The following is a 12,736-nucleotide window of genomic DNA, read 5'->3' as shown; positions in this document are numbered from 1 at the left end:
CCGACATGGATGGAGATCAGCCGGCGACGCGGCGCGGACCCTTGCGGGCGGGCGACGTCGCGGCGGGACGCGACGGCGTCTCCAGGCACTGCGTGGCGATCTCGAGGCTGGCAACGCCCTCATCGCCGGTGACCGCCGGCGTCTCGCCGTGGCGCACGGCCTTGAGGAACGCGATCAGCTCTGCCCGCAGCGGCTCGTCATGGCCGACAGGCAGATGCCGCATCGAGTAGCTGCCGTCGGGCTTGAAGCCGAAGCACTCGGTGACCTGGCGCGTCAACAGATCGCCCATCACGTATTTGCCGCGGGTCGCGACCGTGACGCTGCGCGCCTTGAACGGCGTCAGCCAGTTGGTGTTGATGTGGGCGAGCACGCCGTTGGCGGTGCGGAACTGGAGCAGCGCGATGTCCTCGCGCTCGGCGACCGCGCTCGACAATTGCGGCTGCACCTCGACGATGTCGGATTCGGTGAACCAGCGAATCAGGTCGATGTCGTGCACGGCGAGGTCGATGACGACGCCGACATTGGACATGCGCGGCGGGAATGGACCGACGCGGGTGATCGCGATCGAGAGGATGTCCTCGCCCGCGATCGCCTGCTTGACCGCGGCGACCGCCGGATTGAAGCGCTCGACATGGCCGACCATCAGCGTGACGCCAGCCTTTTGCGCGGCGGCGACGATCTCGCGGCCTTCGGCGACCGTGGAGGCGATCGGCTTCTCGACCAGTACGTGGATGTTCTTGGCGATGCAGGCGAGCGCAACCTCGTGATGCAGATGGGTGGGCGCTGCGATGGTGACGGCATCGACGCCAGCGGCCAGGAGCTGGTCGAGCGTCTCGAAGCCCTGGCAGTTGGCAAGCTCGGTGGTGCGCGTCAGGTGCGTCGGCGAGGGATCGACCACGCCGACGAGGGTGACGCCGGGAAGACCCGCGAGCACGCGCGCATGGTTGCTGCCCATCACGCCCGCGCCGACGACACCGACGCGCAAGCCTGCTTTGGCAGGTGCTGACCCTTTGGAACTCATCTGAGCAAACCCCGATTCAACCGCAAATCCCCGGGCCGCTTCTAGCACGGGCGCCACATTTGTGGCGAATGCAGAGCTTCCGGTCCGGACACGATTTGATTCAAAAAGTTACACGTTCCCCGGGCCTTAAGCCGCTGAAAGATACTGCTCTTTCGGCCCGGGTCGCGTGATTCGGAGCCTGCTGGTTACGACCTTTGATAGTCGTCTTCAATCCGGATGATGTCGTCTTCCCCGAGATAGCTGCCGGTCTGGACCTCGATGAGTTCCAGCATGATTTTACCGGGATTCTCCATCCGGTGCACCGCGCCCATCGGGATGTAGATCGACTCGTTCTCGTGCACCGTCTTCACGGTCTCGTTGACGGTGACCCGCGCCGCGCCGCGAACCACGATCCAGTGCTCGGCACGGTGATGGTGCTTCTGCAGCGACAGCCGCCCGCCGGGCTTGACCACGATGCGCTTGACCTGGTGACGCTCGCCATTGTCCACCGACTGGTAGCTGCCCCAGGGCCGGTGCACCTTGAGATGCTCCTCGGTGACCTTCGGCGCGACCGCCTTGAGCTTGGTCACCAGGCGCTTCAGGCCGTTGGCATCCTTCTGGCGCGAGACCAGGACCGCATCGGCGGTCGCGACCACGACGAGATCGTCGACGCCTTCGAGCGCGACCAGCGCGGAATCGGTGGTGACGTTGCAGTTGCGCGAATCCTCGAACACGGCGGCGCCGTGCGCGGCGTTGCCCTGCGCGTCCTTCTCCGACAATTCCCACACCGCGTGCCACGAGCCGACGTCGGACCAGCCGCATGACACCGGCACGACGGCCGCGCGCGAGGTCTTCTCCATCACCGCGTAGTCGATCGAGATCGCCTTCGCCGAACCGAACGCCTCGGGCTCCAGCGTCACGAAGCCGAGATCGCGGCCGGCGTTGGTGACCGCATTGGAGACCGCCTCCACGCTTGCCGCATCGACCTTGCGGTATTCGTCGAGCAGGACGGTCGCCGGGAACATGAAGTTGCCGCTGTTCCACAGATAGCCCGAATTGACGTAGTCGGCCGCCTTCACCGCGTCCGGCTTCTCGACGAAGCGCGCGACTGCGTGCACCTCACCGGAGATCACCTCGCCCAGGCTGATATAGCCGTATTCGGTCGCGGGCCGCTCCGGCTTGACGCCGAAGGTGACGATGCGTCCGGCGCTCGCGGCGGTGAGGCCTTCGCGGCAGGCCGCGACGAAGGCGGCCTTGTCCTGCACCACGTGGTCGGCGGCGAGCGCGAGCACGATCGCTTCACTGGCGCGGTTCTGCGCGAACACCGCGCCCGCGGCGATCGCAGGGCCGGAGTCGCGGCGCATCGGCTCGAGGATCACGTCGGCCTCGATGCCGATCTCGGCGAGCTGCTCCAGCACCATGAAGCGATAGGACGCATTGGTGATGACGATCGGACGATCGAACAGCGAGGCGTCCGAGACGCGCAGCAGCGTGTCCTGGAAGGTCGAGCGCGAACCGAACAGCGGCAGGAACTGCTTGGGGCGCACCTCGCGCGAGGCCGGCCACAGCCGCGTGCCGGCACCGCCGCACATGATCAGGGGGATAATGCGTTTGTCCATCGTCATCTCAAACCTTGAAGTAGTCCCGATACCAGGTGACAAAATTACGAACCCCGTGCTCGATCGGCGTTGACGGTGCAAAGCCGGTGTCGCGCATCAGGTCCTCGACATCCGCGAACGTTTCCAAAACGTCTCCCGGCTGCATCGGCAGCAATTCTTTGATCGCCGTCCGACCCAGCTCCTGCTCCAGAAGTCCGACGACATGCATCAGCTCCTCGGGGCGGTGGTTGCCGACATTGTAGACCTTAGACGGCGCATTTGCGGCAGCCGGGTCATCGGCGGGCACCCGATCGATCAGCTTGGACACGACACGGGTTACGTCGTCAATATAGGTGAAGTCGCGTCGCATCCTGCCATGGTTAAAGAGCCGGATCGGCGTCCCCGCCATGATCGCGTTCACGAACAGAAACATGGCCATATCGGGCCGTCCCCACGGGCCGTATATGGTAAAGAATCGCAAGGCCGTGACCGGCAGCCGGTAGAGATGGCTGTAGGACTGCGCCATCACTTCGTTGGCCTTCTTGGTCGCGGCGTAGAAGCTCACCGGATGATCGGTCCGGTCCTGCACGGCAAATGGCAGTTTTGTGTTGGCGCCGTAAACGGAGGATGACGAGGCGTAGACCAGATGACGACAGCCGTTGTTGCGGCAGCCCTCCAGCACGTTGAGAAAGCCCTGGAGATTGGAATCGGCGTAAGCCTGCGGATGCTCGATCGAGTAGCGCACGCCGGCCTGGGCGGCCAGATGCACGACCTTGGCAAACGCGTGCTGTCCAAACAACGCCGCAATGGTCTCGCGGTCGGCCAGATCGGCCTTGACGAACGAGAAGCGGGAATCGCTGCGCAACAGCTCGAGCCGCGCCTGCTTCAGCGCCGGGTCGTAATAGCTGTTGAGATTGTCGAGCCCGATCACGGGCCGACCTTCGGCGAGCAGCTGCCGGGCGACGTGGAAGCCGATGAAGCCGGCGGCACCCGTGACCAAAATCGCCTGATCCATCATCCTGTTCCCAAGGGATCCCTAGCTCGATCGCCTTCGGCACTTCTTTAGCCGCCGCATCGAGGGGGTCGCAATAGCCCGCCGCCCGCCATGACGGGTCGCGATAACCGCGCATGATAACCGCTATTGCAAGATCGGCGCCAAGACCATACCAAAGCGGCCTAATTCGGCGCCTCGCGTCGGGTTGCCTCAAATCTTCGCAAACCCTGTTCATGCGGGCGAGATGCGCCGAATCCTGCTGTCGACGGCCAAGATCCTGATTTCCGCAGCGCTGCTCTACCTGGCGCTGCGCAAGGTCGATCTGTCCGAACTTTTGTCGCGCTTCACCGTAACCAGCCTGTTCTGGATCGGCATCGCGATCGCCGTCACGTTCCTGCAAATCTTCGTCGGCGTGCTGCGCTGGCGCCAGATCAGCGCCGAATGCGGTGCGCCGCTCGAGCTCAGCCGGGCCATGCGCTACAACGTGATCGGATCCTTCTTCAACCAAACCCTGCCGTCCGCGATCGGCGGCGATGCGGTCCGGCTGTGGCTGGTCGCGCGCGCCGGCGCCGGATGGCGAGCGGCCACCTACTCCATCTTCGTCGATCGCGCGATCGGCCTCGTCGCACTCGCGATCCTCATCGTCGCGAGCCTGCCGTGGAGCTACACCCTCATCACCGATCCGCACGGACGCTCGGCATTGCTGCTCGTCGACCTTGCCGCGCTCGCGGGCGGCCTCGGCTTCCTGGTCTTCGGCGCGCTGAAATGGCAATGGCTGAAGAGGTGGTGGGCCACCCACCACATCCACGCCTGCGCGGTGATCGCGAACCGCGTGATCTTCAGCCGCAGGCGCGGACCGATCGTTGCGATCCTGTCGCTGACCGTGCATGGGCTCGCCGCCGTCGTCGCCTGGTGCGTCGTGCAGTCGATCGCCGCTCCGGTCCGCTTCAGCGACGTCTTCCTGCTCGTGCCGCCGGTGATGCTGATCACGATGATGCCGATCTCGATCGCCGGCTGGGGCCTGCGTGAAGCCACGATGGGCCTTGCGTTCGGCTTCGCGGGACTGGCCGCAAGCGAGGGCGTCAACGTCTCGCTGCTGTTCGGCGCCGTGTATTTCATCGTCGGCGCGATCGGCGGCCTGGTCTGGATCCTCAGCGCGGAGAAAGCCGCGCAAGGGTCGGCTCCGATCGGAGTTCCGGAGTGAACCCGGCCGCCGATACGCTCGCCGCCGTACCCTCGCTGCTTGCCGTTGCGATCGCCGCGCTGGTGTCGGCCGTCATCACCTGGACCAGCCGTCCCCTGCTCCAGCGCTACGCACTGGCGCGGCCGAACGCGCGGTCCTCGCATCGCGTTCCGACTCCGCAGGGCGCGGGCATCGCGGTGATATCAGCGACGCTGCTGGTCGCATCGGCCTGGGCAGCCTGGGCAAATGTCGCGATCCCGCCGGCGCTGATCGCTGCGACGGTCCTGATCGCCCTGGTGGGATTTGCCGACGACATCGTCTCGCTGCCGGTGCTGGTTCGGCTCGTGCTGCAAGCCGCCGCCGTCGGAGCCGTCGTGTTCACCGCGCCCGAAACGGCGCGCATCGTCCCGGCGCTGCCGCTCGCGCTGGAGCGCGGCCTCGTCCTGCTCGCCGGAATCTGGTTCGTGAACCTCGTCAATTTCATGGACGGGCTCGACCTGATGACGGTCGTGGAAGTGGTGCCGATCACCGCGGCGCTGCTGCTGCTGGGATGGCTCGGCGACCTGTCCTGGCCCGCCGCCCTGCTCGCCACCACCCTGTGCGGCGCAACGCTCGGCTTTGCGCCGTTCAATCGTCCCGTCGCAAAGGTGTTTCTCGGCGATGTCGGCAGCCTGCCGATCGGCCTTCTGCTCGGCTGGTGCCTGCTGGAGCTCGCCTGGCACGGGCAGCCGGTCGCGGCGCTGCTGCTGCCGGCCTATTACCTCGCGGATGCCACCATCACGCTGTTTCGCCGCATCGCCCGCCGCGAACAATTCTGGTCGGCGCACCGCTCGCACTTTTACCAGCGCGCGACCGACCATGGCTTCAAGGTCCGGCGGGTGGTCGGCGAGGTGTTCGCGCTCAATCTCGTGCTGGCACTGCTGGCGATCCTCACCGTTCGCGCCGGTTCGATCACGGTCACGATCGCCTGCCTGCTCGCAGGCGCGATCGCCGTCGGCGTCGTCCTGCGGCGCTTCTCCCGCCCTCAGGCGTCCTGAACCGACAGCGCGAGCTGCAAGCCCTCGTCGAGGGAGACCTGCGGCTCCCAGCCGGTTGCGATCGCCTTGGAGATGTCGAGCTCGAGCGAGCCGATCAGGCTGTCGTGCGTATCCTGCCGTCCGATCACGCGGAGGAGCGTGCCGAGCAGGTCCGGCGGCATGCCGAACAGCCGCGGGCTCTTGCCGGACGCTTTCGCCAGCCGCTCGATGAATTCGGGCGTCGAGACCTGCTCCTTGTCCGCCACCAGGAAGATCTCGAAATTGCTGGCGGGGTCGGGATGGGCGAGCCGGCGCAGGATGAACGACGACAGGTTCTGCACGGCCAGGAAGGCGCGGTGATTGTGGATCGCGGCAAAGGGCAGCGGCAGCCCGAGGCTCACCGCGCGCGTCAGCAGCGCGAAATTGCCCTTGGCGCCCGCACCATAGACCAGCGGCGGCCTGATCACCGAGATGTTGATGGCGCTGTCGCGCGCCAGCGTCCTCAAGCCCGCCTCGGCCGCGGCCTTGGACATGCCGTAGAGGCCGCGCGGCGTCAGGATGTCCTTCTCGCTGAACGGTGCGCGGCCCTCATTGCTGCGGCCGTGCACGAGAACGGTGCTGACGAAGATGAACTGGCGCACGCCGGCCGTCGCCGCCGAGTGCGCCAGATGCAGCGTGCCGGCGATGTTGACGTTGCGGTAGAGCTGGACCGCGTGCTCCTCGTGCTTGTGGTGCACGCGCGCGGCGAGATGGACGACCGCGTCGACCCCTTCGAGCGCGGCCTGCCAGTCGGTCTCCGGACCGATCGTTTCGATCACGACCTCGTCGTCGGCACCGGTCGGTCTGCGCACGGCGCGGCGGACCGACCACCCCTGGCGTGTGAGAGCGGGCACGACATGACCGCCGACGAAGCCGCTCGCTCCCGTGACCAGCACGACCGGTTTGCGTTCGCTCATCGCTGCTCCGAAAGGTCCGGGTTGCGCAACAATTCGTCGGCGAGGGCGGCATAGGCGTTCATCGCGGTGGCGCGGTCGAACTTCGATGCCGCCTTCACCGCGCGCTCCGCCATGGCACCGTCGTCTGAACGCGACGCCGCGCGGATCGCCTCGGCGAGCTGGTCGGCGCGGCCCGGCGTCACGACCCAGCCGAGCCCGTTCTCCACCACCGTCAACGCGGCCTCGGCCTCCGGCTCGGACACCAGCACCACGGGACGGCCGACCGCCAGCAGATTGTAGAACCGGCTCGGCACCGACACCCCCGCAACGTCCTTCCGGTACGGAATGATCCAGAGATTGGCAGCCGCCAGGAACGCCTCGAGCTCGGCATCCTCGACCCGCGCCACGAAGGAGACATTGGGCAGGTTCGCGGCCGCCTGCAACTGCTTCAGCCGCGCAAAGCCGATGCCCCAGCCGGAGAGCAGGAAGTGAATATCCGCCTCGCCCTTCAGGAGGCGCGCCGCCTCGAACACGATCTCCGGATCATGGGTGAAGCCGAGATTGCCCGACAGGCCGACGACGAAACGCGCGGGAATCGCCTTGCGGAACGGATTGTCCGGCGACAGCGGACGCGGCCCGGGCGCGATCGTCGCCCAGTTCGGGATAAAGCGGATCTTGTTCCGCCTCATGCCGGCATAGCTCAGCAGCGGCCGCTCCGCATCGCGGCCGATGGTGATGACGGCATTGAGCGCGCGGAACATCAGGTTGTTGGCGAAGCGCATCGTCCGCGTCACCATCGAACCGGGCTTCAGCAGGCCCGCCATCACCAGCACGTCGGGGAAGAGATCGTGCATGATCAGCGCCGAACGGGCGCCCTTGAGCCTTGCGGCTGCCGCCACCGCATAAGGCAGCATGAACGGTGCGGTGACGGTGAGCACGACGTCCCCTCGCCTCAACTCCCGGACCAGTGCGAGGAACGTGCGCGACGCGAACAGCAGCTCGGAGGCGCCGCGCCGCACCAGCGCCGCCTTTCCCGCCATCCGGTTCCTGATCGCGACGACGCGCGGCCTGCCCGGGCCGGTCTGCGCGGCCGGCAGTGCGCCTGGTGAGCCCGACAGCACCACGACCTCGTGGCCTGCGGCAAGGCGGCAGGCGATCTCGGCCATGATCGCCGCGGTCGTGCTCGTATCCGGCGGATAATGCTGGCTCGCGACGACGATCTTGCCTTGAGACTGCATGGTCAGGCCGCGGTCGACCCGAATTCCGGAACTGCATCCTTCAGGATGGTCCTGATGGTGGCGCGATCGTCGCGCGCGATCGCCTGCTCGAGCGCCGCAATCCACTTGCGCAGCGTCTGCATCGGCGGCTCGTTCGGCTGCGCCGCCATGATGCCGGCGACGCCGATCTCGCGGGTCGGCTCCTCGGAGGCGAACAGGATCTCGTGCAGGCGCTCGCCCGGCCGCATGCCCGTGAACACGATCTCGATGTCGTAGCCGGGTTGAAGGCCGGAGAGGCGGATCATGCGCTCGGCGAGATCGACGATCTTCACCGGCTGGCCCATGTTGAGCACGTAGACCGAGACATCCGACCGCTGCGTTCCGAGCGCATGCGTCGCCGCCGTGATGACGAGATCGCAGGCCTCGCGGATGGTCATGAAGTAGCGGACCATGTCGGGATGCGTCACCGTCACGGGGCCGCCGGCCTCGATCTGGGCCTTGAACTTCGGCACCACCGAACCGTTCGACGCCAGCACATTGCCGAACCGGACCGAGATCAGCCGCATCGGCCTGGCGCCGCCGCTGCCTGCGGAGAGATCATGGTCGAGCGCCTGGCAGTACATCTCGGCGAAGCGCTTGGTCAGGCCGAGCATCGACACCGGCTCGATCGCCTTGTCGGTCGAAATCATCACCATGGCTTCGGCGCCGGCGCTCTCGGCGGCGTCGGCAACGTTGATCGAGCCGAATATGTTGGTCTTGACGCCCTCGCTCCAGTCGCGCTCCAGGATCGGCACGTGCTTGAGCGCGGCGGCATGGAACACGATGTCCGGCTTGAACTCGGCCATCAGGCGCATGATGCGCTCGCGGTCGCGGATGTCGGCGATGCGCCCTTCGACCGCAGCGGCCGAGCCCTGCGCGGCCAGCGCCTCCGTCACCGCGTAGAGCGCCGGCTCGGAATTTTCCACGATCAGCAGGCGCGCGGCGCCGAAGGCGACGACGCGCTCGCAGATCTCCGAACCGATCGAGCCGCCGCCGCCGGTGACGATCACCGCCTTGCCCCTGATCAGGGCCTCGAGCCGCTCATAGTCGATTGTCTCGCTCGGCCGCAGCAGCAGGTCCTCGACCGCGACGGCGGTGAGGCGCGGCGTATCGCCGCTCTCCAGCGAGGGCATGCGGTTGACGATCACGCCCAACTTGCGCGCCCGCATCAGGATCGATTCCGGGTGCGCCTCCGGCTCGAATGCCGACGGCGTCATGATGAGGCGCGCGATCGGCTTGTTGCGCTTGGCAAAGTCGCCGATGACGTCCTCGATATCGTCGATGCCGCCCAGCACGGGAACGTTGCGGATGAGCTGGCCGCGATCCGAGTTCGACGGCGACAGCACGCCGATCGGCCAGATTCGCTTGATCGCTCCGCTCTCGATGCCGCGGAGCAGCACCTCGGCATCCGCGGCGCGGCCGATCAGCAGCGTCGGCGCGGCATCCTCGGTCCTCGCATGGCGCCGCACCCGCGTATAGCGGAAGTAGCGGTAGGTCATGCGGAGCGCGCTGAGGAAGGAGATCTCGAGGAACCAGTAGAGGACGATCGTCACCTTGCCGAGGAAGAAAGCGCCGCGGACATTGGGGGCGACGAAGATGTAGTCGAGTACCAGGAGGGCAACCGTCAGCACGCTCGCGACGCGGATGATGTTCAGCGCGTCGGGCAGCGAGATGAAGCGCCATTTCGTCGTGGTCAGGTTGAAGACGAAGAAGACGACCACGCTGAAGGCGAGGAAATAGGGCAGGATCTGGAACAGCAGCGGCAGGCGGTCGTAGAAGCCGTCGCCGCCCTCGAAGCGCAGATAAAAGGCTGCGAACAGCGCCGCGGTGGTCGCCAGCAGGTCGTGGAGCGCGATCAGGAAATTGCGCAAGGTGAGATGCGAAAGACGCGTCATCCGACGACCGATGAATATCCCGTTAGTTGCAACCTGACCGCGCTGATAACCCATCTCGACCGGACTTGCCAGCCGCGCGGCCGCTCAGGAACCGGCTTCCTCCACCTTCGCCCCGGCCTGTTGTGCCTGGAGCACGATGCCGCCGGCGACACCGACGCCGATGACGTACATCCAGCCCTCGTGGAAGTCGAACAGATGGGAGTTGAACAGCGAGGTGAAGACGTTCTGGACCACGACCAGAAGGCCGACCCAATTGGCCAGCCCGTCGCCGCGAAACAAGCGCAGATGCAGGATCCAGATCGCGTAGAGAACGACGATTCCGATGATGCCCCATTGCACGGCGACATTCAGCGTCTGGTTATGCGGGTTGCCGATCACCTCGGCGGAGGCCTGGTTTTGAGCACCGTGTGTCGCCACGCGCTCGAACAATCCGCGCGTCGAGCCCGTACCGTGCCCCATGACCGGCGCCTCCGCGAAAAAGCCCAGGGACTTCCGCCAGAATTCGAGCCGCAGGCCCATCGAGGTCGGCTCGCCCTTTTCCACATAGCGCGTGTAGTCGCTGGCAAAGGTGTCGGCGGTCTTGCGCAATTGCGGCGAGGCCTGCCAGGCAATAGCGGCGCCGGCGATCAGAGCGGCCGCGATGATCGCGATGCTGCGCCACCTCAAATGAAGCAGCGCGAATACGCCGACCATGATCGGAACGGTGACGAGCGCGGTACGCGACACCACCACGAAGGCCATGTTGACGAAGAAGCTCAGCGCCAGCGCCGCGAGCAGCCCGGCGAACCAGTAGCGCTTCTGGCGCAACAGCAGCACGATCGGATAGGCAAGCGCCACCGCGCAAAGCGTGAATTCCTGGCTCTGGTCGATGTAATTCTTGACGAAGATGCCGCGTTCAACGCGGTCGCTCTTCAGCGCGAGGTCCGGGTAGAAGGCCACGATCCACGACATCACCGACAACAGCGCGCAGGACACCAGGAAGGCGATGAACACCCAGTTTCCGCGCCGCGAGCGCTCGAAATGATAGAGCAGGACCGGAAGCACGAGCAGCTTGACGGTCGGATTGACGGCATAGAAGCGCGCGCCCCAGGTGGCGTCCGACCACAGCGTTCCCACCAGCGCGAGCAGGACCAGCGCGATCGGCGCAACGCAGATCGGGCGCTTGAGCGACTGCACGAACGCGCGGACGTCGAGGAACGGCACCATGCACAGCAGCATCAGGGCGTTGAAGATGCCCGCAAGCGACGTCGACCAGGGCAGCGAGGCCGCGGTGAGGATGGCGAACAGATCGACGGTCTCGCTCCAGGCCGCCGGGCTGCGCAGGCGCCGCCACAGCATCTGGCTCGCCGTCTCGCGGGCAAGTGCCGTCACTTGGCCCCTCCCCGCGCGCGATGCACCAGCGCCGTGGTGCTGAAACCCTGGAGGATGTCGACCAGCACGACCACCCCGCCGGCGGCCTCGACGACCTCATGGCCGACCACCTGCTCGCGGGTGTAGTCGCCGCCCTTCACCAGTGCAGCGGGCTTGATCCGGGTGATCAGGTCGATCGGCGTGTCCTCCTCGAAGATGACGACGAGATCGACCGCTTCGAGCGCGGCCAGCACCTCGGCACGGGCGCGCTCGTCCTGGACCGGACGGTCGGCGCCCTTCAGCCGCCGCACCGAGGCGTCGCTGTTGAGGCCAACGACCAGGCGGTCGCAGGCGCCGCGCGCCGCGGTCAGCACCTTGACGTGGCCGGGATGCAGGATGTCGAAGCAGCCATTGGTGAAACCGACCCGCAAGCCCTGCGTGCGCCATTCCGCGAGCTGCGCGTCGAGCGCCGCCGGCTCGAGCACGATCTTCTCCTCGGCCGCGAGATAGGCGTGCGGCAGGATCTTTCGCCGCAGCTCGGCCGTGCTCACAATGGCGGTGCCCAGCTTGCTGACGGCGACGGAAGCGGCGGCATTGGCCACGCGCAGCGCCGTGTCCCAGTCCGCGCCCGCCGCGAGCGAGACCGCGAGCGCGGCGGCGACGGTGTCACCGGCGCCGGAGACGTCGCGCACCTTCACCGGGACGGCCGGAACGTGAACGGCCGCGCCGTTGCGCGGCACCAGCGTCATGCCGTGCTCGCCTTGCGTGACCAGGATCGCCTCGCAATCGGCGAGCCGCATTACGTCCTCGCTGGCATCGACGATGCTCTGCGGCGTGTCGGCGCGGCTGCGGGTGGCTTCGGCAAATTCCTTGCGATTGGGCGTGAGCAGCGTCGCGCCGCGATAGATCGCCCAGTTCAGGCTCTTGGGATCGACGATCACCGGCTTGCCGAGCTTTCGTGCGGCGTCGATGGTGTGGCGGATCACCCGCGCCGTCAGCACGCCCTTGGCGTAGTCGGACAGCAGCACGATGTCGGCGCGCGCGATCTGCGGCAGGATCGCCTCGATCAGCTTCGCCTCGACCTCGTCGGAAGCAGGCTGCGCCTGCTCCCAATCTGCGCGCAGCATGTGGGTGGAGAAATGCTCGGAGACGAAGCGGACCTTTCGCGTGGTCGGCCGCGACGGATCGCACACCAGCACGCTTTCGATGGCAGCCTGGTCCGCAAGCGCGGCCGCGAGCCGCTTGCCCGCATCGTCCTCGCCGACGAGGCCGACGAAGATGCAGCGCGCACCGAGGGAGGCGACATTGCGCGCGACGTTGCCGGCGCCGCCGATATGGATCTCGCTGCGCTGGGCAACGATGACCGGCGTCGGCGCTTCCGGCGAAATCCGCGACACCTCGCCATAGACGAACTCGTCCAGCATGATGTCGCCGATGCAGAGCACCGTGCGGCCTGAGATCATTTGCGCGAGGGCGTCGAAATCGAGAATGGGCGTCGGCATGATCCTG

General features: G+C 66.6%; 10 protein-coding genes. 2 read left to right on the top strand and 8 right to left on the bottom strand.

What is annotated here, in order from left to right; translation table 11 throughout:
* Positions 1-16: 16 nt before the first annotated feature.
* From EI171_RS17760 to EI171_RS17750, 3 genes are all read right to left on the bottom strand, one after another.
* Positions 17-1,021, bottom strand: a complete 1,005-nt coding sequence (locus EI171_RS17760; protein ID WP_028173222.1) for a Gfo/Idh/MocA family protein — start codon at positions 1,019-1,021, stop codon at positions 17-19.
* Positions 1,022-1,206: 185 nt separating this feature from the next.
* Positions 1,207-2,619, bottom strand: coding sequence for a mannose-1-phosphate guanylyltransferase/mannose-6-phosphate isomerase (locus EI171_RS17755; protein ID WP_028173221.1), 1,413 nt, complete (start codon positions 2,617-2,619; stop codon positions 1,207-1,209).
* 7 nt (positions 2,620-2,626) lie between these two features.
* Positions 2,627-3,616, bottom strand: a complete 990-nt coding sequence (locus tag EI171_RS17750) for an SDR family NAD(P)-dependent oxidoreductase (protein WP_028173220.1) — start codon at positions 3,614-3,616, stop codon at positions 2,627-2,629.
* Positions 3,617-3,836: 220 nt separating this feature from the next.
* Between EI171_RS17750 and EI171_RS17745 the strand changes: the two genes are divergently transcribed.
* The gene (locus EI171_RS17745) at positions 3,837-4,796 is read left to right on the top strand and encodes a lysylphosphatidylglycerol synthase transmembrane domain-containing protein (protein ID WP_161534296.1); all 960 of its coding nucleotides are present in this window, start codon (positions 3,837-3,839) and stop codon (positions 4,794-4,796) included.
* Positions 4,793-5,812, top strand: a complete 1,020-nt coding sequence (locus EI171_RS17740) for a glycosyltransferase family 4 protein (protein WP_011088663.1) — start codon at positions 4,793-4,795, stop codon at positions 5,810-5,812. The genes EI171_RS17745 and EI171_RS17740 overlap by 4 nt, the downstream gene beginning before the upstream one ends.
* Here EI171_RS17740 and EI171_RS17735 read toward each other — a convergent pair.
* From EI171_RS17735 to rfaE1, 5 genes are all read right to left on the bottom strand, one after another.
* On the bottom strand, positions 5,800-6,747 hold the full coding sequence (locus EI171_RS17735; protein WP_161534295.1) for an NAD-dependent epimerase/dehydratase family protein: 948 nt from the start codon (positions 6,745-6,747) through the stop codon (positions 5,800-5,802). The genes EI171_RS17740 and EI171_RS17735 overlap by 13 nt on opposite strands.
* Complete coding sequence (locus EI171_RS17730) at positions 6,744-7,964, bottom strand: glycosyltransferase family 4 protein (RefSeq protein WP_161534294.1); 1,221 nt, start codon at positions 7,962-7,964, stop codon at positions 6,744-6,746. The genes EI171_RS17735 and EI171_RS17730 overlap by 4 nt, the downstream gene beginning before the upstream one ends.
* Positions 7,965-7,966: 2 nt before the next feature.
* Positions 7,967-9,877 carry an SDR family NAD(P)-dependent oxidoreductase gene (locus EI171_RS17725; RefSeq protein ID WP_161534293.1) on the bottom strand — a complete coding sequence of 637 codons (1,911 nt, stop codon included), beginning with the start codon at positions 9,875-9,877 and terminating at the stop codon, positions 7,967-7,969.
* An 84-nt stretch (positions 9,878-9,961) separates the two neighbouring features.
* Positions 9,962-11,248, bottom strand: a complete 1,287-nt coding sequence (locus tag EI171_RS17720; protein ID WP_161534292.1) for an O-antigen ligase — start codon at positions 11,246-11,248, stop codon at positions 9,962-9,964.
* Complete coding sequence (gene rfaE1, locus EI171_RS17715; RefSeq protein WP_161534291.1) at positions 11,245-12,729, bottom strand: D-glycero-beta-D-manno-heptose-7-phosphate kinase; 1,485 nt, start codon at positions 12,727-12,729, stop codon at positions 11,245-11,247. The genes EI171_RS17720 and rfaE1 overlap by 4 nt, the downstream gene beginning before the upstream one ends.
* Between the last annotated feature and the right edge of the window lie 7 nt (positions 12,730-12,736).

Source organism: Bradyrhizobium sp. LCT2 (assembly GCF_009931255.1).
Classification (GTDB): Bacteria; Pseudomonadota; Alphaproteobacteria; order Rhizobiales; family Xanthobacteraceae; genus Bradyrhizobium; species Bradyrhizobium diazoefficiens.
This window is presented reverse-complemented; position numbering and strand designations above follow the sequence as displayed.